This is a genomic window from Pseudomonas sp. RIT623 (assembly GCF_004519305.1).
GTDB lineage: Bacteria > Pseudomonadota > Gammaproteobacteria > Pseudomonadales > Pseudomonadaceae > Aquipseudomonas.
Genome location: NZ_SOZA01000005.1, coordinates 101,595 through 121,760, shown reverse-complemented (window position 1 = coordinate 121,760; position 20,166 = coordinate 101,595). Strand labels below are relative to the sequence as shown.

The 20,166-nt window shown below is 64.0% G+C and carries 16 protein-coding genes; 10 read left to right on the top strand and 6 right to left on the bottom strand.

Features of this window, described 5'->3' with window-relative positions; genetic code table 11:
* Both E3U47_RS05710 and E3U47_RS05705 read right to left on the bottom strand, forming a co-directional pair.
* The gene (locus E3U47_RS05710; RefSeq protein WP_134690027.1) at positions 1-3,093 is read right to left on the bottom strand and encodes a multidrug efflux RND transporter permease subunit; all 3,093 of its coding nucleotides are present in this window, start codon (positions 3,091-3,093) and stop codon (positions 1-3) included.
* Complete coding sequence (locus E3U47_RS05705; RefSeq protein WP_134690026.1) at positions 3,090-4,253, bottom strand: efflux RND transporter periplasmic adaptor subunit; 1,164 nt, start codon at positions 4,251-4,253, stop codon at positions 3,090-3,092. Before E3U47_RS05705 ends, E3U47_RS05710 begins: the two co-directional genes overlap by 4 nt.
* A gap of 223 nt (positions 4,254-4,476) precedes the next feature.
* Between E3U47_RS05705 and E3U47_RS05700 the strand changes: the two genes are divergently transcribed.
* Positions 4,477-6,060: a PAS domain-containing methyl-accepting chemotaxis protein gene (locus tag E3U47_RS05700; protein WP_134690025.1), complete on the top strand. Its 1,584-nt coding sequence runs from the start codon at positions 4,477-4,479 to the stop codon at positions 6,058-6,060.
* 35 nt (positions 6,061-6,095) lie between these two features.
* Here the strand turns inward: E3U47_RS05700 and E3U47_RS05695 are convergent, their stop codons facing one another.
* The 4 genes from E3U47_RS05695 to norR all read right to left on the bottom strand — a co-directional run bounded on the left by E3U47_RS05695 (position 6,096) and on the right by norR (position 10,163).
* Positions 6,096-6,830 (bottom strand): YkgJ family cysteine cluster protein, encoded by a 735-nt coding sequence (locus E3U47_RS05695; protein WP_134690024.1) that lies wholly within the window; start codon positions 6,828-6,830, stop codon positions 6,096-6,098.
* On the bottom strand, positions 6,827-7,141 hold the full coding sequence (locus E3U47_RS05690) for a hypothetical protein (protein WP_134690023.1): 315 nt from the start codon (positions 7,139-7,141) through the stop codon (positions 6,827-6,829). Before E3U47_RS05690 ends, E3U47_RS05695 begins: the two co-directional genes overlap by 4 nt.
* Positions 7,142-7,229: 88 nt before the next feature.
* Positions 7,230-8,129 (bottom strand): chemotaxis protein, encoded by a 900-nt coding sequence (locus E3U47_RS05685; protein ID WP_134690022.1) that lies wholly within the window; start codon positions 8,127-8,129, stop codon positions 7,230-7,232.
* 483 nt (positions 8,130-8,612) lie between these two features.
* The gene (norR, locus tag E3U47_RS05675; protein ID WP_134690020.1) at positions 8,613-10,163 is read right to left on the bottom strand and encodes a nitric oxide reductase transcriptional regulator NorR; all 1,551 of its coding nucleotides are present in this window, start codon (positions 10,161-10,163) and stop codon (positions 8,613-8,615) included.
* A gap of 154 nt (positions 10,164-10,317) precedes the next feature.
* On the opposite strand from norR, the gene hmpA reads away from it, so the two are divergent.
* The 9 genes from hmpA to E3U47_RS05625 all read left to right on the top strand — a co-directional run bounded on the left by hmpA (position 10,318) and on the right by E3U47_RS05625 (position 20,040).
* Positions 10,318-11,496 (top strand): NO-inducible flavohemoprotein, encoded by a 1,179-nt coding sequence (hmpA, locus tag E3U47_RS05670; protein ID WP_134690019.1) that lies wholly within the window; start codon positions 10,318-10,320, stop codon positions 11,494-11,496.
* Positions 11,497-12,011: 515 nt separating this feature from the next.
* The gene (locus tag E3U47_RS05665; protein WP_134690018.1) at positions 12,012-12,518 is read left to right on the top strand and encodes a disulfide bond formation protein B; all 507 of its coding nucleotides are present in this window, start codon (positions 12,012-12,014) and stop codon (positions 12,516-12,518) included.
* Between the two features lie 560 nt (positions 12,519-13,078).
* Entirely contained in the window at positions 13,079-14,023 is a 945-nt protein-coding gene (gene cyoA, locus E3U47_RS05655) for a ubiquinol oxidase subunit II (RefSeq protein ID WP_134690016.1), read from the top strand.
* Positions 14,024-14,026: 3 nt separating this feature from the next.
* The gene (cyoB, locus tag E3U47_RS05650; protein ID WP_134690015.1) at positions 14,027-16,048 is read left to right on the top strand and encodes a cytochrome o ubiquinol oxidase subunit I; all 2,022 of its coding nucleotides are present in this window, start codon (positions 14,027-14,029) and stop codon (positions 16,046-16,048) included.
* 3 nt (positions 16,049-16,051) lie between these two features.
* Complete coding sequence (gene cyoC, locus E3U47_RS05645) at positions 16,052-16,675, top strand: cytochrome o ubiquinol oxidase subunit III (protein WP_134690014.1); 624 nt, start codon at positions 16,052-16,054, stop codon at positions 16,673-16,675.
* The gene (gene cyoD, locus E3U47_RS05640; protein WP_134690013.1) at positions 16,675-17,007 is read left to right on the top strand and encodes a cytochrome o ubiquinol oxidase subunit IV; all 333 of its coding nucleotides are present in this window, start codon (positions 16,675-16,677) and stop codon (positions 17,005-17,007) included. The genes cyoC and cyoD overlap by 1 nt, the downstream gene beginning before the upstream one ends.
* Positions 17,008-17,018: 11 nt before the next feature.
* A complete protein-coding gene (cyoE, locus tag E3U47_RS05635; protein ID WP_028689798.1) occupies positions 17,019-17,906 on the top strand; it encodes a heme o synthase in 888 nt (295 codons plus the stop codon).
* Positions 17,907-18,219: 313 nt separating this feature from the next.
* Positions 18,220-19,428 (top strand): alanine transaminase, encoded by a 1,209-nt coding sequence (alaC, locus tag E3U47_RS05630; protein WP_134690012.1) that lies wholly within the window; start codon positions 18,220-18,222, stop codon positions 19,426-19,428.
* A 228-nt stretch (positions 19,429-19,656) separates the two neighbouring features.
* Positions 19,657-20,040, top strand: a complete 384-nt coding sequence (locus E3U47_RS05625; RefSeq protein ID WP_134690011.1) for a YkgJ family cysteine cluster protein — start codon at positions 19,657-19,659, stop codon at positions 20,038-20,040.
* The last annotated feature ends 126 nt before the right edge of the window (positions 20,041-20,166 follow it).

Below are 20,166 nucleotides of genomic sequence, written 5' to 3'. Positions count from 1 at the left end.
TCAACTGGCGGTCGGCGCGGGGGCGACGGTGGCCCGGCGGCGGTGGAACAGACGCTCCAGGGCCAAGTATATGACCGGGGTGGTGAACAGCGTCAGGGCCTGGCTCACCAGCAGGCCGCCAACCACGGCGATGCCCAGTGGCTGGCGCAGTTCGGCGCCGGCGCCGAAGCCGAACATCAGCGGCAGCGCGCCGAGCAGTGCGGCCAGGGTGGTCATGATGATCGGGCGGAAGCGCACCAGACACGCCTGGTGGATCGCCTGCTCGGGCGTCATGCCGTGGTTGCGCTGGGCTTCGAGGGCGAAGTCGATGAGCAGGATGCCGTTCTTCTTGACGATGCCGATCAGCAGCACCACGCCGATCAGGCCCATGATGGTGAAGTCCTGGCCCATGGCCCAGAGCAGGATCAGCGCGCCCAGGCCCGCCGAGGGCAGGGTGGAGATGATGGTCAGCGGGTGCACGAAGCTCTCGTAGAGCACGCCGAGGATTATGTACACCGCCACCAGCGCGGCGAGGATCAGGTAGGGCTGGCTCGACAGTGAACTCTGGAACGCCTGGGCGGCGCCCTGGAAGTTGCCGGCGATGGAGTCGGGCATGCCCAGTTCGCGCTGGGTGCGTTCGAGGATCTGCACCGCATCGCCCAGGGCCACGCCGGGGGCCAGGTTGAACGACAGGTTGGCCGCCGGGAACAGGCCGTCGTGGCTGATCGACAGCGGCCCGGTGCTGGGCGGCGCGACATGGGCCAGGGCCGACAGCGGCACCATCTCGCCGGACAGCGGCGAGCGCAGGTAGAAATAGTTGAGGCTCTCGGCCTTGCCGCGCTGGCGGGCGTCCAGCTCGAGGATCACCTTGTACTGGTTGGTCTCGGTCTGGAATTCGCTGATCTGCCGCTGGCCGAAGGCATCGTACAGCGCCTGGTCGACGTCGGTCGTGGTCAGGCCGAAGCGCGCGGCGGCCTGGCGGTCGATGTCGATGCGGGTGACGCTGGCGCCCAGTTGCAGGTCGTTGGACAGGTCGCGGAACGCCGGATTCTCGCGCAGGCGTTCGGTCAGGCGCTGGGTCCACAGGTTCAGCGCGACGCCGTCGTTGCTCTTGAGCACGTACTGGTACTGGGTGCGCGACGGCCCGGAACTGAGGTTGATATCTTGCCCTGCGCGCAGGTACAGGACGATGCCGGGAACCTGCGCCAGTTTCGCGCGCATGCGGTCGATCCATTCGCTGGCCGACACGTCGCGTTCGCCACGGGGCTTGAGGGAGATCCAGAAGCGCCCGTTGGCGATGGTCTGGTTGCTGCCGGTGACACCGACCGAATGGGAGAAGGCGCGCACCGCCGGGTCGGCTTCGATGATCTTCGCCAGCGCCTTGTGCTTCTCGATCATCGCGGGGTAGGACACATCGGCCGCCGCCTCGCTGGTGCCGAGGATGAAACCGGTGTCCTGCAGCGGAAAGAAGCCCTTGGGGATGGCCACGTAGCCGACCACCGCCAATGCCAGGGTCAGGCCGAACACGCCGAGGGTGACACGCTGGTGCGCCAGGGCCCGGTCCAGGCCCTTCTCGTACCAGCGCACCAGGCGCTGGCCGAAACCGTCATGCCGCGTCTCGGGCGGGCGGCGCATGCACAGCGCGGCTAGGGTCGGCGCCAGGGTCAGCGAGACCACCACCGAAATCAGGATGGTCGCGGTGGCGGTCAGGGCGAATTCCTTGAACAGCCGGCCGACCACGCCGCCCATGAACAGCAGCGGAATGAACGCGGCGATCAGCGAGAAGCTGATCGACACCACGGTGAAGCCGATCTCGCCGGCGCCCTTGAGCGCGGCCGTGCGGCTGTCGTCGCCGGCCTCCAGGTGGCGGTGGATGTTCTCCACCACGACGATGGCATCGTCCACCACGAAACCCACGGCGATGACGATGGCCACCAGGGTGAGGTTGTTGAGGCTGAAGCCGAATACGTACATCAATGCGCAAGTGGCGATCAGCGACACGCCGAGCACGCTGGAAACGATGAAGGTCGCCGACCACTGGCGCAGGAACAGCGCCATCACCCCGATCACCAGGGCCACGGCGATCAGCAGGGTCAGCTCGACCTCGTGCAGCGAGGCGCGGATGGTCTGCGTGCGGTCCTGCAGCACCGATACCTCGACCGCCGCCGGCAGCATTTCCTGCAGGCGGGGCAGGGCGGCCATCACCCGGTCCACGGTGTCGACGATGTTCGCCCCGGGCTGGCGGAAGATCACCAGGTTCAACCCCGGCTGTTCGCCGGACCAGGCCCTGACGTAGGCGTTCTCGGCGCCGTCGATCACCTTGGCGACGTCGGCCAGGTGCACCGGGGCGCCATTGCGGTAGCTGACGATCAGCTTCGCGTAGTCCTCGGGGTGGAACAGCTGGTCGTTGGCGGCCAGGGTCGACACGCTGTGCTCGCCGTACAGCGCGCCCTTGGCCAGGTTGAGGCTGGTCTGCTGGATGGCCTGGCGGATGTCGGCCAGGGTCAGGCCGATGGCGGCGAGCTTCTCGGGCTGGGCCTGCACACGGATGGCCGGGCGCAGTTGCCCGGTGATGTTGATCAGGCCGACGCCGTCGATCTGGCTGAGCTGGCGGGCCAGCAGGGTCTCGGCATAGTCGCTCAGTTGGTTGCCGGGCATCTGCGCCGAGCTGACGGTGAGGATCAGCACCGGGCTGTCGGCCGGGTTGACCTTGCGCCAGGTGGGCGGGCTGGGCAGGTCCTGGGGTAGCCGCGCGGTGGCGGTGTTGATCGCCGCCTGGACCTCCTGGGCGGCGGTGTCGATGTTCTTGTCCAGGGTGAACTGCAGGATCAGGTTGGTCGAGCCCAGGGCGCTGCTGCTGGTCATCTGGGTCATGCCGGGGATGGCGCTGAACTGCACCTCCAGGGGCGTGGCGACCGACGAGGCCATGGTTTCCGGGCTGGCACCGGGCAACTGGGCGGTAACCTGGATGGTCGGGAAGTCGGCCTCGGGCAGCGGCGCCACCGGCAGGCGCGGGAAGGCGATGGCACCGAGCAGCACCAGGGCGAAGGTCAGCAGCAGGGTGGCGATGGGGTGGTCGATGCACCAGGCCGAAACGCCGTTGCGGGTGTTCATGGCTGGCTCCTGCTTTCGGCCATTTGCGCCGGGGCAGGGGGGGCGGGGGTGACTTCCACGGTGCTGCCGGGCTTGAGCCGCGACTGGCCGTCCAGCACCAGGCGATCGCCGGCCTTGACCCCGGCAATGACGTTCAGCGTGCTGTCCTGGTACACCACCTTGACCGGTACGGCGCTGACCTTGTCGCCGTCCAGGCGGTAGACGAAGTGGCCGTCGATGCTGCGTTGCACCACCGGCGGCGGCACCACCAGGGCGTCCTCGTCCACCGCCGTGCGCAGGCGCACGGTGACCAGCTGGCCCGGCCACAGGCGTGCGTCCCGGTTGTCGAACTCGGCCTTGACCCGCACCGTGCCGGTGGTGGCCGAGACCTGGTTGTCGATCAGCATCAAGTGCCCCTTGGCGAGCAGGCTGCGTTCGCCGTCGGCGTCCAGGTAGGTCTCCACTTCGGCGGGCGTGGCCGAGTTGAGCAGGCCCTGCAGGACTGGCAGCTGCTGTTGGGGCAGGGCGAACTCCACGGCGATCGGGTCGATCTGGGTGACGCTGAACAGGCTCTGGGTGTCGCTGGTGCGTACCAGGTTGCCAGGGTCGACGTTGCGAATGCCGACGCGGCCGCTCACCGGCGCGCGGATCTGCGTGTAGCTGAGCTGCACCGCGGCATTGTCGATGGCCGCCTGGTTGCCCTTGATCGTCGCCTGCAACTGGTTCACCAGCGCCTGCTGCTGGTCGAGGGTCTGCTTGGACACGCCGTCGTCGCTGCTGAGCAACTGGTAGCGCTTGAGGTTGACGTTGCCCACCTGCAACTGCGCCTGGGTCTGGCCGAGCTGGGCGCGGGCCTGGTCGAGGTTGGCGCGGATCGCCCGGTCATCGAGGGTGGCCAGCAGGTCGCCCTGCTTGACCCACTGGCCTTCCTTGACCAGCACCTGGGTCAGTACGCCCTCGACCTGCGGGCGCACCTCGACGCTGTGCAGCGACAGCACCGAGCCGATGGCGCTCAGGTAGCGCGGCACGTCCTGCTGGGCCACGGCGACCACGCGCACCGGTATCGCGCTGGCGGCGCGGTTGACCGGGGCTTCGCGGCGCAATCCCTGCCAGGCGCCGATGGTGATCAGCAGGACAAGGGCCAGGGCGGCGAGTACGAGGGAGCGGGACGGACGTCGCATCGGGGCGGGCACCTTGGCCAAAGGGCTGGGAAATGGATTGGGCTATTGCAGGGTTATAGCGCGCCTACCGGGTCGCCAGCGTGACGCCAGGCTGTCACGGCTGTCAGTTTCGATCGTTTGATGGCCAAGTGCCAATACCCTGCCGTGGATCAATATTGCCCCCGCGTTTGACCCTAGAGTCGTACGCCCTGCCGATTTTCCCGTACAACAACGAGAGCCTCCGATGAAGTGCAATATGCCTGTTACCGGTCGCGAAGTGGATTACCCCGGCGACGCCAACATCCTGTCCACCACCGATCTGGACAGCCGTATCACCTATGCCAATGAAGATTTCCTGCGGGTCAGCGGGTTCCCGCGCGAGGAGCTGCTGGGCAATCCCCACCACATTGTCCGCCACCCCGACATGCCGCCCCAGGCCTTCGCCCAGATGTGGCAGGCGCTCAAGGCCGGGCGCTCGTGGATGGGGCTGGTGAAGAACCGTTGCAAGAACGGCGACCACTACTGGGTAAGCGCGTTCGTCTCGCCGATCAGCAGCGGCGGGCAGGTGCTGGAGTACCAGTCGGTGCGGACCAAACCTGGGGTCGAGCAGGTCGCGGCGGCCGAGCGGTGCTATGCAAGGTTGCGCGAAGGCCGGCGTGGCTGGCGCGAGCGCTTGCCGGTGCTGCAGCTGGGCACGCGCTTGTCGCTGGCGGTCGGTGTGGTGCTGGCGCTGGTGATCGGCGCGGGTCAATGGTGGCTGGGGGCACCGCTGCTGGAATCGCTGGTGGAGATGGTGGCGGCGGCGGGCTTGAGCAGCCTGGCGATCCTTGGGCTGCTGCGCCCTTACGAGCGGCTGCGGCGGCAGGCCCAGGCGATCGCCGACAACCCGCTCAGCCAGCACCTGTACACCGGCCGGCGTGACGGCCTGGGGCAGATCGAGTTCGCCATGCGCATGCTCAAGGCGCAGCTGGGGGCGGTGGTCGGGCGCATCGGCGACACCTCCTCGCGCCTGGCCGGGCACTCCGGCTCGCTGGTCGAGGCCTTGCACAGCAGCCACGCCAACAGCCTCGAGCAGCAGAGCGAAGCCGACCAGGTGGCCACGGCGATCCACCAGATGAGCGCCAGTGTCGCCCAGGTGGCCAGCAGCGCGCAGATGGCGGCGATGGCGGCTGACCAGGCCGAGGACGAGACCCAGTCAGGCCACCAGCTGGTCGATCGCAACCGCTGCGCGATCCAGGACCTGGCCGGCTCGCTGGTGGAAGCCAGCGAGGTGATCCAGCAGTTGGAGAACCACAGCAGCGAGATTTCCGGGGTGCTCGACGTGATCCGTGGCATCGCCGAGCAGACCAACCTGCTGGCGCTCAACGCCGCCATCGAGGCGGCGCGTGCGGGCGATCAGGGGCGGGGGTTCGCGGTGGTCGCCGACGAGGTGCGTGGCCTGGCCCAGCGCACCGCGCAGTCGACCCACGATATCCAGCGCATGATCGCCGCCCTGCAGGACGGCGCCCGCGCGGCGGTGCAGGTGATGCAGCAGAGCAGTGCCCATGCCGGGCACAGCGTCGAGCAGGCGCAACTGGCCAGCGATGCGCTGGACAGCATCAGCGTGCGGGTCAACCAGATCAACGAGATGAGCCTGCAGATCGCCGCGGCGGTGGAGCAGCAGAGCCAGGTCAGCGAGAACATCAACCGCAACATCACCAGCATTCGCCAGGCCAGCGAGGCGACGGTCAGCGTCGGGCAGCGCAGCCACAGCAGCGCCAGTGACGTGGCCGACCTGGCCAAGGACCTGCGGCGGTTGGCCGATGAGTTCTGGCGGCGCTGTCAGTGAATCGGTGATCGGCCTTGCCGCGCGATCGAATCTAGCTAGAAACCGATGAACGCATAGTAGACCGGCGTATCGCCCGTCACCTGCAGGCAATGGTCCTGCAGGTCGGCGGCAAGCGCCTCGTCCTGCACATGCACCACCCACGGTCCATCGACCGCCCGTGGCGCCTGCTCCAGTACCGAGGCAAACGCTGCCATGTCCGGCAGCCACGCGGTAAACCCGTTACCCTTGAGTGCACTGGTGGTCATGCCCAGTGCCTGGCAGATCGCCACCTTGGCCGCGATATCGTCGCGGTCGGCCTGGCGTGAAGCCTCGATCAGGGCACGCAGCGCCTCATCCACCGGCAGACTGCCGTGAATCAGTTCCGGCCCTTGCGTCCAGGCCTCGGGCGGGCAGTCCTTGTTTTCCGGGCGCAGCGGCAGGTGCGGGTTGATCTCCGCCGGGTAGATGCGACAGACCAGCGGGCGGCTTTCATAGATGCCGCACAGGTCATTGTCATCGAGGTTGCGGCAGCGTCCCGGGTTGAACGCGGCGAAAGTCACCGAGACCTGCAACTGCGCGTCACCGCATGGCACCGGGTGCGACCGGCGCAGCACATGCTCGCGCTGGTCCGTCGGCATGCCAGGGCCATCGACGAGAAAACCTTCGATCAGCACCACTACCTGGCCGCCGGAGATCGCCCACTGTCGGGCCTCGGCCAGGGTCAAAGGCACATGATGGCCGGTGCAGCATTTACCGCAACCGGTGCAGGCGAAACGCAGTTCCTCGCTCACGGTTTGCCTGGGTTCCATTCGGTGACCACCGCATGCTGCTGCTGGCGACTGTACAGGCACAGCTCGGTGCCGCTGCGGTTGTTCATGTGTTTTTGCGGGTAGACGCCTTCGATCAGCAGCGCGCTGTAGCCGACCTGGTCGTCGAACTCGGCGGGCTTGCCCAGGGCGTGGGCATCCTTGAATTGACTGGCGGCTAGGCAGGCCTTGAGCATCTGCTGGCGCTGGTCGTTCCAGGCCTGGCTGCTGGAGGCATGGGCTGCGCCGCTGATGAGCAGGGCGCAGGTGATCAGGAGCGAGCTGAGAGGTTTCATACGCGGTACCGGCACTAAACAACCGAAAGGCGCGAATTATGCCCGAACATTCTCCTGCATCAAGCCAGGAAAATCCTGACTTGATATGTCAGCGCTCCTCGAACACCACCGCCCGCGCCGCCGTCACCAGGCAGTTGGTCAGCTCTGGCGAGGAGAACTTGGTCAGGATCGCGTTGGCCCCGGCCAGCTTGGCTTTGTCGCCGCTCATGGCGCTGTCCAGCGAGGTGTGCAGGAGGATGTACAGGTGCTGGAAGTCCGGGGTTTCGCGCAGGGTGCGGGTGAAGGCGAAGCCGTCCATCTCGGACATCTCGATGTCGGAAACGATGATGTTGATTTCCCGCTCGGTGCCTTGTAGCTCCAGCAGCACATTGATCGCGTCCTTGGCGCTGCGCGCGGTGTGGCACTCGATGCCGAGGTTGCGCAGGGTGTGCACCGATTGCTGCAACGCGACCTGGCTGTCGTCCACTACCAGGATGTTGGCGGCGGCCAGCAGGCTTGCATCTTCTTCGCTGACTTCCCCCGGGTGCGTTTCGTGGGGCGGCGGGGCGATGCCGTGGATGACCTTCTCGATATCCAGCACCTGAACCAGGGTGTTGTCGACTCGGGTCACGCCGGTGATGAACGAGCGGTTGCCCGAGCCGTAGGGCGGCGGTTTGATGTCGGTGCTCAGGCAATGCACGATACGGCTCACCGCTTGCACGTGCAGGCCCTGGCGCGAGCGGCTGATCTCGGTGACGATCAGGCAGCCGCCGTCGGGGTCGGCCAGGGGCATTTCGCCGATGGCGCGGGACAGGTCGATCACCGACAACGAGTTGCCGCGCAGGGTGGCCACGCCTTTGACGTGCGGGTGGGCCTCCGGCAGCTTGGTTAGCGGCGGGCAGGGGATGATCTCGCTGACTTTCAGCAGGTTGATTGCCATCAGCTTGCCGCTGCGCAGGGTGAACAGCAGCAGGGACAAGGAGTCCGCGCGGGCTTTTTGCGTGGCCATGGGCAACCTTCGCTATGAATGAGGGGGAGGATGCCGGGTTATCGGCTTTTTACTGCCGGGCTTTAGCTTAGTTCGCTATTGGCGTTTGCAAGCAGGCGCCGGCTTGCCGGTGCCATGCACCGCGTTGCCTGGTTCGCCAGCAAGGCTGGCTCCTACAGGTGTTGCAGGCCGTAACCGTTGTAGGAGCCGGCTTGCCGGCGAACACCGGCGTTGCCGGTGCGATGCACCGCGTCGCCTGGTTCGCCAGCAAGCTGGCTCCTACAGGTGTTGCAGGCTGTAACCGTGTAGGAGCCGGCTTGCCGGCGAACACCGGCGTTGCCGGTGCGATGCACCGCGTTGCCTGGTTCGCCAGCAAGGCTGGCTCCTACAGGTGTTGTGGGCCGTAACCGTTGTAGGAGCAGGCGAACACCGGCGTTGCCGGTGCCATGCACCGCGTCGCCTGATTCGCCAGCAAGGCTGGCTCCTACAGGGTAGGGAGGGCGCTTAGCGCAAGCCCAAGCGCTTGGCCAGCCGGTTCAGGTTGGCCCGGTCCAGCCCCAGTTCCCGCGCGGTGGCGGCCCAGTTGTCTTGGTGGCGATGCAGGCAGGCTTCGACAATCTGCCGCTGATAGTCATCCACCGCTTCGCGCAGCCCGCCCTCGGGCAATGGCAGGTCGGCCGACGGCGCCTCGGCGACTACCTGCATGGTCGGTGCCACGTTGCGCAGGTCCAGGTCCGCCGCCTCCAGGGTGAGGATCCTCGGGCGCTGCCCATGCTGCCCCAAGGCCTTGAGCGCCGAGCGGCCGATCAGGTGTTCCAGCTCGCGCACATTGCCCGGCCAGTCATACCCCAGCAGCGCGGCCTGGGCCTCGGCCGACAGGCGCAGGCTGCCCAGGCCCAGGCGCGAGCGGTTCTGCTCGAGGAAATAACCGGCCAGCAGCAGCACATCGCGGCCGCGTTCGCGCAGCGGCGGCACTTGCAGCGGGTACACGCTCAGCCGGTGATAGAAGTCGGCGCGGTAGTTGCCGTTGCGCACCTCTTCGGCCAGGTCGCGGTTGGTCGCGGCGATCAGGCGCACATCCACCCGATGCTCGCGGTCCGAGCCCAGGCGCTGCAACTGCCCGCTTTGCAATACCCGCAGCAGCTTGGCCTGTACTGCCAGTGGCAGTTCACCGACCTCGTCGAGGAACAGCGTGCCGCCATTGGCCAGTTCGAACTTGCCCCGGCGCTCACCGTGGGCGCCGGTGAAGGCGCCGCGCACGTGGCCGAACAGTTCGCTCTCGACCAAGGTGTCGGGCAGGGCGGCGCAGTTGAGGCTGATCAGCGGTTTGTCCGCGCGGTTGCTGGCGCGGTGCAGGGCTTGGGCTACCAGTTCCTTGCCCACGCCGGTTTCGCCGGTGATCAGCACGGTCAGGTCGCTGCCGCCGACCAGGCGGATCTCCTCGACCAGGCGCTTGTGCGCCTTGCTCTGGCCAATCAGTTCCTTGTCCTGGCCGCTGGCCTGGCGATACACCTCGGCACGCTGGTGCTCATCCTCGGCGCGCAGGGCCAGGTGCTCGATGCGCTCGGCCACGGTGACGGTGGCGGCGGCCAGGCTGGCAAAGGCTTGTAGAGCCTCGAGCTCGAGGCTCTGGAACTGGCCGGCGGTAAGGGCATCGAGGGTCAGCAGACCCCAGGGACGCTCGTCGACCATCAGCGGGCAACCCATGCAGTCGTGCACCTCGAGGTCGACATGGGCGGCATCCACCAGCCCGTCGTAAGGGTCGGGCAGCGGGCTGTCACTGGGGAAGCGGGTGGGCTCGGGGCGGCTGAGCAAGGCCTGGAAGCGCGGGTGTTCACTGACCCGGAAGCGCCGGCCGAGGGTATCCGCCGACAGCCCGTCCACCGCCAGCGGCACCAGCCATTCGCCGTCCAGGCGCAGCAGCGCGGCGGCATCGCAGGGGAGCAGGCCGCGCATGGCCTGGAGCAAGCGACGATAACGTTCCTGGTCGGGCAGGTCGCAGGACAGGTCGCTCACCAGGGGGAGGAGGGCGGTGAGCAGGGGTTTTGCAGTCATATGGACTCCTGTTGGTCGAAATGACTATACGCGCGAGTGTGTCCTTTTGACACCGGTCAATGAAAACCCCCGGTTTTATTGACGATGAAAGTTGGCACGATTGCTGAAATAGCCTACGCAACCATTCGAAGCCACAGGCTCAGGAGTTGTCGTAATGCTCAATGCCGAACAACGTGCAATCATCAAAGCCACCGTGCCCCTGCTGGAAAGCGGCGGTGAGGCCCTGACCACCCATTTCTACAAGATGATGCTCAGCGAGTACCCCGAGGTACGCCCGTTGTTCAACCAGGCCCACCAGGCCAGCGGCGACCAGCCGCGCGCCCTGGCCAACGGCGTGCTGATGTATGCCCGCCACATCGACCAGCTCGAGCAGCTGGGCGGTCTGGTAGGCCAGATCATCAACAAGCACGTCGCCCTGCAGATTCTCCCCGAGCACTACCCGATCGTCGGCAGCTGCCTGCTGCGCGCCATCGAGGAGGTACTGGGCAAGGAAATCGCCACCCCTGAGGTGATCGCTGCCTGGGCTGGCGCCTATGGCCAGTTGGCCGACATCCTCATCGGCGCCGAAGAGAACCTGTACAAGCAGAAAGAAGAGGCCGCTGGCGGCTGGCGCGGCACCCGCGAGTTCCGCCTGGCGCGCCGCGAGCAGGAAAGCAGCGAGATCGTCTCGTTCTACTTCGCCCCGGTCGATGGCAAGCCGGTACTCAAGGCCGAACCCGGCCAGTACATCGGCCTGAAGCTGGAGATCGACGGCCAGGAGCAGCGTCGCAACTATTCGCTGTCGGCCCTGTGCGACGGCGAGCAGTACCGCATCAGCGTCAAGCGCGAGGCGGGCGGCAAGGTCTCCAACTACCTGCACGAGCAACTGCAGGTGGGCGATACCCTGCAACTGTTCCCGCCGGCGGGTGATTTCACCTTGGCCGCCAGCGACAAGCCGCTGGTGCTGATCAGCGGCGGCGTGGGCATCACCCCGACCCTGGCCATGCTCGAGGCGGCGTTGAAGACCCAGCGCCCGGTGCATTTCATCCACTGCGCGCGCAATGGCGCGGTGCATGCCTTCGGCGACTTTATCGACGGCCTGGCCGCGCGCTACCCACAGCTCAAACGCTTCTATTGCTACGCCGAGGACGACGGTAGCCGCCAGGCCGATGCCGTGGGCCTGCTGAATCAGGAATTGCTGGGCGAGTGGCTGCCGCGCGAGCGCGACGTCGATGCCTACTTCCTCGGGCCTAAAGGTTTCATGGCGGCGATCAAGCGTCAGCTCAAGGGCCTGGGTGTGCCGGAAGGGCAGAGTCGCTACGAGTTCTTCGGGCCGGCGGCGGCTTTGGAGTGAAGCGCTGAGCCCATCGCGGGGCAAGCCCGCTCCCACGAAGCCTAGGATGGCGGTGTGGGAGCGGGCTTGCCCCGCGATTCATCCCAATCGCTGCGGTTCGGCGTTCCGTCGGGGCGTCAGCACACGGATGCTCCCGGCCGTGGGTAATCGAGAACGAAGCGGACGATGACATTCGGCGCTGTCGGCCTGGCCGAGCGCCGAACCGCAGCGATTGGGCCAACAACCCCTTCTCTATATAAGAGGAGATGAACGCGGTTACACCCGCCTTCATCTTTAATCCTCCTTTAATCACTGTATCCTTCACTCCCGAGTGTCGAGGGGCCTGTCCCTGTCCGGCGCTCGGGTTGCCGTGTTTTTCACGCGCGGCCGTTGAACCGAAACCGACCTGCTCGGTCCTAGGTCAGCAGTGGATCGCGCGCACGTCCTTCCTCGATGCATTCAAAGGTCATCTCCAGCGTGTAGACTTGGCGCCCCCGGGCAGCCCGCGCTGCCACACTCCATCGAAGGAATCGGCAATGAACGAACTCTCATCGCGCCTGAATCGGGAACGGCGCTTTCTGGTGCTGCTCGGCGTGATCTGCCTGGCGCTGATTGGCGGCGCCCTGTACATGCAGGTGGTGCTGGGCGAGGCACCTTGCCCGCTGTGCATCCTGCAACGCTACGCCTTGCTGTTCATCGCCGTGTTCGCCTTCCTCGCCGCGGCCATGCCGGGGCGGCGCAGCCTGACCTTCTTCGAGGCGCTGGTAGTGCTCAGCGCCATCGGTGGCATCGTTGCAGCCGGCAACCATGTGTATATACTCGCCAACCCGATGGTCAGCTGCGGCATCGACACCCTGCAGCCCATCGTCGACGAACTGCCGCTGGCCAAGCTATGGCCGCTGGCATTCCAGGTCGATGGCTTCTGCGCCACCCCGTACCCGCCGATTCTCGGTCTGTCCCTTGCCCAATGGGCCTTGGTTGCCTTCGTCCTGACCGCGCTGCTGGTGCCGCTGGGCATCTACCGCAACCGCCGCCGCGCTTAGACCAAAGTCCCGAATTGACCTGGGTCTATTGCGCAGCGAGATAAGCCGCAAAGTGCGCGCAACGGTTGATCCAGGTCAGGCTTCGGCCCTTGCGCTACAAGGGGTTGAGGGCTATCAAGCGGGGTGCGACAAACTGTCGCGAAGTTGATTTTTTGAGCAGTATTGTTACGCATTCTGTAAAAGACTGTTGCTCAATAAGTCATAGTCAAGGTCTATTGACCTATCTACAATCGCCCCCAATTTCCGTTCGGCACTGCTTGCGAGTCGCAGGATTGATGGGAGCCGCAGCGCTTTCCATTTGCTGACTTCGACAAGTTTCGCCCAACGGCGATACCGGGCGGACACCCCTCCGCGTTTTCCCGCACCAAATGGACTTGGTCTGAAGTACAGGCCTGTTGCCTACGAAACCATAAGCACCGCTAACCCGCTTGACGCCAAGATCCTGCAGTCGGATCCCGGGCAGGGGCGAGTACGGGCGCCAATTGCCGCACTTGGCAGGACGAAGTGTTGGCTACCAAAACACAAATTGCATTGAAGCAAGCTGATCTAGAGGTCGTGAGATGAGTAAAAAGCGTTACCCCAGACTGTTTGGCATATTGCCCTTTTTAGGCATGCTTTTACTCAGTGGGTGCAACTGGACCCTGCTCGATCCGAAGGGCCAGGTGGGCATTGAGCAGAAGAACCTGATCCTGATCGCCACCGGCCTGATGCTGCTGGTGGTCGTGCCCGTGATCATCATGACCCTGGCGTTCGCCTGGAAGTATCGTGCTTCCAACAAGGCCGCCACCTACACCCCCGAATGGTCGCACTCGACCAAGATCGAAGCCGCGGTGTGGATCATCCCGATCCTGATCATCATCGCCCTGGGTTACTTCACCTACCACTCCACCCACAAGCTGGACCCGTACCGTCCACTGGATTCCGACGTGAAGCCGGTGCAGATCGACGTGGTCGCGCTGGATTGGAAGTGGCTGTTCATCTACCCGGAACAGGGCATCGCCACGGTCAACAAGATCGTCTTCCCGGCCAACACCCCGGTCAACTTCCGTGTCACCTCCGACGCCGTGATGAACTCCTTCTTCATCCCGGGCCTGGGTGGCCAGATCTACGCCATGGCTGGCATGACCACCAAACTGCACCTGATCGCCAACGAGAACGGTGAGTTCGACGGTATCTCCGCCAACTACAGCGGCGCCGGCTTCACCGGTATGAAATTCAAGGCAACCGCCACTTCGCAAGCCGACTTCGATGCATGGGTCGCCGAAGTGAAGGCCTCGCCGAAGAAACTGGACCAGGCCGAATACGACGCCCTGGCCAAAGCAAGCGAAAACAACCCAGTCGCGCTGTACAGCGAGGCTCCGGCTGACCAGTTCCAGCGCATCGTCGACAAGTACGAAGGCATGAACCGCGGTCGTCCGAACCACGAAGAAGCAGGCAGCAAAGACCTGGCCACTACCAAGGGTGTGGAATCGAGTATGCAACCAGCTGCCGGTGCAGAGGAGTAAGAGATGTTCGGTAAATTAACTCTGGAGGCGATACCGTATCACGAGCCGATAGTCATGGTGACGCTTGCCATGATCGCGCTCGGTGGTATCGCTGTCGTTGGTGCCATCACCTATTTCCGCAAGTGGTCGTACTTGTGGACCGAGTGGTTGACCACGGTCGACCACAAGAAAATCGGCGTGATGTACATCATCGTCGCTATGGTCATGCTGCTGCGCGGCTTCGCCGACGCCATCATGATGCGTACCCAGTTGGCCGCCGCCACCGGTGGCTCCGAAGGCTACCTGCCGCCTGAACACTATGACCAGATCTTCACCGCCCACGGTGTGATCATGATCATCTTCATGGCGATGCCGTTCTTCACCGGCCTGATGAACCTTGCGGTTCCTCTGCAGATCGGTGCACGTGACGTTGCCTTCCCGTTCCTGAACTCCCTGAGCTTCTACCTGCTGCTGGCAGGCGTGCTGCTGGTCAACATCTCGCTGGGCGTTGGTGAATTCGCCAAGACCGGCTGGGTTGCCTATCCGCCGCTCGCGGGTATCCAATACAGCCCTGGGGTGGGTGTCGACTACTACATCTGGGCGCTACAGCTCTCCGGATTGGGTACGACGCTGACCGGCGTGAACTTCCTCGTCACCGTGATGAAGATGCGCGCCCCTGGCATGAAGCTGATGGACATGCCGATCTTCACCTGGACCTGCACCTGGGCCAACGTGCTGATCGTCGCTTCCTTCCCGATCCTGACCGCCGCACTCGCACTGCTGACTGTTGACCGTTATCTGGACTTCCACATCTTCACCAACGAGCTTGGTGGGAACCCGATGATGTACGTCAACCTGTTCTGGGCGTGGGGTCACCCTGAGGTCTACATCCTGATCCTGCCGGCCTTCGGCGTGTTCTCGGAAGTCACCTCGACCTTCGCGGGCAAGCGCCTGTTCGGTCACCACTCGATGATCTACGCATCGGGCGCGATCGCCATCCTGGGCTTCGCGGTCTGGTTGCACCACTTCTTCACCATGGGTGCCGGCGCCAGCGTCAACACCTTCTTCGGCCTGGCGACGATGCTGATCTCCATTCCGACCGGTGTGAAGCTGTTCAACTGGCTGTTCACCATCTACCAGGGCCGTCTGCGCTTCACCGCGCCGATCATGTGGACCCTGGGCTTCATGGTCACCTTCTCGATCGGTGGCATGACCGGCGTCCTGCTGGCTGTTCCAGGTGCTGACTTCGTTCTGCACAACAGCCTGTTCGTGATCGCCCACTTCCACAACGTGATCATCGGTGGCGCGGTATTCGGCTACATCGCCGGCTTCGCCTTCTGGTTCCCGAAAGCCTTCGGTTTCACCCTGAACGAGAAGTGGGGCAAGGCTGCCTTCTGGTTCTGGATCTCCGGCTTCTACGTAGCGTTCATGCCGCTGTACGCCCTGGGCTTCATGGGCATGACCCGTCGTCTGAACCACTCCGACAACCCGCTGTGGGAACCCTACCTGTACGTAGCCGTGGTCGGCGCCGTGCTGATCCTGTTCGGTATCGCCTGCCAGCTGATCCAGATCTACGTCTCGGTTCGCGACCGCAAGGACAACATGGACGTCACCGGCGACCCATGGGGCGGCCGTACCCTGGAATGGTCGACTTCGTCGCCACCTCCGTTCTACAACTTCGCCCACATGCCTGAGCACGTTGGCCTGGACGCCTGGCACGAAGCCAAGCAAGCCGGCGCCGCGTACAAGGCTCCGGCCAAGTACGAAGCGATCCACATGCCGAGCAACACTTCCACCGGTCTGTTCATGGGTCTGTTGCTGACCGTGTTCGGCTTCGCCTTCATCTGGCACATCTGGTGGCTGGTGGGCGCGAGCCTGGTTGCGACCATCGCCGTCTTCGTTCGCCACGCCGCGCGTGACGACCAGGGCTACATGGTTCCGGCCGAAGAAGTGGCGCGCATCGAAGGCGAGCGCATGAAAGCGCTGGCCAACGCTGGTGCACTGCCTGCCGGCGGCGCACGTGTCGAATCGTTTGAACGGGTGTAATCAATGTCCAGTCAAGTAATCCACGGTGGCGCGCATGGTCATGACCATGCACACGATGACCACCACCACGACTCGGGCCAGATGACCGTCCTCGGTTTCTGGCTGTACCTGATGACCGACTGCATCCTGTTTGCGTCGCTCTTCGCCACCTACGCGGTGCTGTCCGGCAGTTTTGCCGGCGGCCCGTCGGGTCACGATATCTTCCAGCTCGACTTCGTTGCGGTCGAGACGCTGTTCCTGCTGCTGTCCTCGATCACCTTCGGCTTCGCCATGCTGCAGATGTTCAAAGGCAACAAGGGTGGCGTGCTGGGTTGGCTGGCCGTGACCTTCTTGTTCGGTGCTGGCTTCATCGCGATGGAAATCTATGAATTCCATCACCTGATCAGCGAGGGCTTCGGCCCGCAGCGCAGTGGTTTCCTGTCGGGCTTCTTCGCCCTGGTAGGTACCCACGGTCTGCACGTGACTGCCGGCCTGATCTGGATGGCAATCATGATGTACCAGATCAACAAGCACGGCATCACGCCGACCGCCAAGACCCGCATGAGCTGCCTGAGCCTGTTCTGGCACTTCCTGGACGTGGTCTGGATCTGCGTGTTCACCGTCGTCTACCTGCTGGGAGTTCTGTAATGGCTAGCGCACACGACACTCATCACGAAGGCAACCACGGCAGCGTCAAGTCGTACATGATCGGCTTCATCCTGTCGATCATCCTGACCGCGATCCCGTTCGGCCTGGTGATGTACCCGAGCCTGCCGAAGAACCTGACCGTTCTGATCGTGGTGGCCATGGCCGTCATCCAGGTGGTTGTACACCTCGTGTACTTCCTGCACATGGACCGCTCGAAAGAGCAGCGTTCCAATGTGTCGACGTTCCTGTTCACCACCCTGGTGATCGCTCTGCTGGTCGGCCTGTCGCTGTGGATCATGTTCAGCATCCACTTCGAAATGTTGGCCAAGTGAGGTAAGACTGCATGTCCGTGAAGCACTTTATCCAAATCACCAAACCGGGGATCATTTTCGGTAACGTGCTTTCCGTGGCAGGCGGTTTCTTCCTTGCCGCTAAGGGGCATGTGGATTTCGCCCTGTTCCTGGCGGTGGTGATCGGTACGTCCCTGGTGGTTGCGTCCGGATGCGTGTTCAACAACTGCATCGACCGTGACATCGACCACAAGATGGAGCGCACCAAGAACCGCGTCATGGTCCAGGGCGGCATGTCGCTGCCCCTGGCGCTGATCTACGCCACCCTGCTCGGGGTGGCGGGTTTCAGCCTGCTGTATGTCCAGGCCAATCCGCTGGCGGCGTTCTGCGCCCTGGTGGGCTTCGTGGTCTACGTCGGCTTCTATAGCCTGTGGCTCAAGCGTAAATCGGTGCACGGCACCTTGGTCGGCAGCCTGTCCGGTGCCATGCCTCCGGTGATCGGCTATTGCGCCGTGAGCAACAGCTTCGACCTGGCCGCGGTCACCCTGCTGGTGATGTTCAGCCTGTGGCAGATGCCGCACAGCTTTGCCATTGCCATCTTCCGCTTCAAGGATTACAGCGCCGCCAACATTCCGGTGCTGCCGGTGGCGCGCGGTATCCTCGCGGCGAAGAAGCAGATCGTGCTGTATGTGCTGGCCTTCGTGCTGGCGACCCTGATGCTGACCCTGGGCGGATACGCCGGCCTGGGTTACCTCGCCGTGGCGGCCGCCATGGGCCTGTACTGGCTGTACATGGCCTGGGGCGGCTACAAGGCCGAGGACGACAGCAAATGGGCGCGCAAGGTGTTCGGCTTCTCCATCCTCACCGTCACCGCCCTGAGCGTGATGATGGGCGTGGACAGCCAGACCGCGGCCGATGTGCTGATGACCTACGCACGCTGATACAGCGGGCTGTTATCTGAAAAACCCTGGCCTGGTGCCAGGGTTTTTTTATGGGCGCTTTCAAGCTGATGCCATCGCGGGGCAGCCCGCTCCCATGCAGTGGATACTCCTGGGGGAGCAGGCTTACCTCGCGATAATATCCTGTGCTGTTTTGTGAAATAGGTATTTTCAACTATTAAGCCTAAAAACATGTAGATAAACAGGAATTTATCCTTTACCTGTTTGGTATTTCGGGATTATCTTCTGTTTCGGTCGCCACAGCGGCCAACGTCGCTCGGACGGTTCCGGGCGCTTACGTCTGCAGAGGAACACCATGGCCAACTCAGGTTCGCCGCGCCGCTTCGCGCGCATCGATCGTCTCCCCCCTTACGTCTTCAATATCACCGCCGAACTCAAGATGGCTGCCCGCCGCCGTGGCGAGGACATCATCGACCTGAGCATGGGCAACCCCGACGGCGCCACGCCGCCGCACATCGTCGAGAAACTGGTGCAGGTCGCCCAGCGCGACGACACCCATGGCTACTCCACCTCGCGCGGCATTCCACGCCTGCGCCGGGCGATCTCCAACTGGTACAAGGATCGCTACGAGGTCGAGATCGACCCGGAAAGCGAGGCCATTGTCACCATCGGCTCGAAAGAGGGCCTGGCGCACCTGATGCTTGGCACCCTCGATCACGGCGATACCGTGCTTGTGCCCAACCCCAGCTACCCGATCCATATCTACGGCGCGGTGATCGCCGGCGCCCAGGTGCGTTCGGTGCCGCTGGTGCCGGGCGTGGACTTCTTCAATGAGCTGGAGCGGGCGATTCGCGAATCGATTCCCAAGCCGAAGATGATGATCCTTGGCTTCCCGTCCAATCCCACGGCCCAGTGCGTCGAGCTGGACTTTTTCGAGCGCGTGGTGGCCCTGGCCAAGCAGTACGATGTACTGGTGGTGCACGACCTGGCCTATGCCGATATCGTCTACGACGGCTGGAAGGCGCCGTCGATCATGCAGGTGCCGGGGGCCAAGGATATTGCGGTGGAGTTCTTCACCTTGTCCAAGAGCTACAACATGGCCGGCTGGCGGATCGGCTTCATGGTCGGCAACCCCGAGCTGGTCAGTGCCCTGGCGCGGATCAAGAGCTACCACGACTACGGCACCTTCACACCCTTGCAGGTTGCGGCGATTGCCGCGCTGGAGGGTGACCAGCAGTGCGTGCGCGATATCGCCGAGCAGTACCGCCAGCGCCGCAACCTGCTGGTCAAGGGCCTGCACGAGCTGGGCTGGATGGTCGAGAACCCCAAGGCCTCGATGTATGTCTGGGCAAAGATCCCCGAGCAGTATGCGCACCTGGGGTCGCTTGAGTTTTCCAAGAAACTGCTGGCCGAGGCCAAGGTCTGTGTGTCGCCGGGAATTGGCTTCGGTGATTACGGCGACGATCATGTGCGCTTCGCCCTGATCGAGAACCAGGATCGCATCCGCCAGGCCATTCGCGGCATCCGCCAGATGTTCCGGGCTGATGGGGTGACCAGCAAGTAAGCTGCAAGCCGCAAGTCGATCTGTGCAATACAGCCTTCTTGCGGCTTTGCATATTGAGCGGGGCAGGGAAGAGCAAAGCTTTTTCTTGCCGCTTGTCGCTAACAGCTTGAGGCCGCGATAAGCGGCCATCTTTTTTTCATCGCCCCTCTTCTCAGCCGTTCACGGCTGGATTACAAATAGCGCCGCGGGCGCTCGCCCGGATAACAACAACCTCCCTTCCTGGCCATCATGTCCGAACAGAATCCTTGCATGTCCTGCGGCGCCTGCTGCGGTTACTTTCGTGTGTCTTTCTTCTGGGGTGAATGCCAGTCCGCCGGCGGCCTGGTGCCCGACGATCTGGTGGTGCAGATCAACCCCTCCCGTGTCGCCATGATTGGCACCGACGCCAAGCCTTGCCGCTGCGTGAGCCTCGGTGGTGAGATCGGCACGCAAGTGGCGTGCTCCATTTATCAGAACCGTTCCAGCACGTGCCGAGAGTTCGAGGCTTCGTGGGAAAACGGCGAGCACAACCCTAGTTGCGATGAGGCTCGCGCCGCTTATGGCCTGCCGCCATTGACCCCGCCGGGGGCCAACGAGCCGCATTGGCCAGAGGAGGGCGCCGAGGTCGCTTGATGAGTGATCGACCGCCTGCGCCTCGAGCATATTGGCCATTCGCCATGACCGTTCGTCGGTTGGATCCAACCCACAAGCGGCTGAAACCCGCGAAACACGTGCCGCCTCGACAAAGTATTAACACCA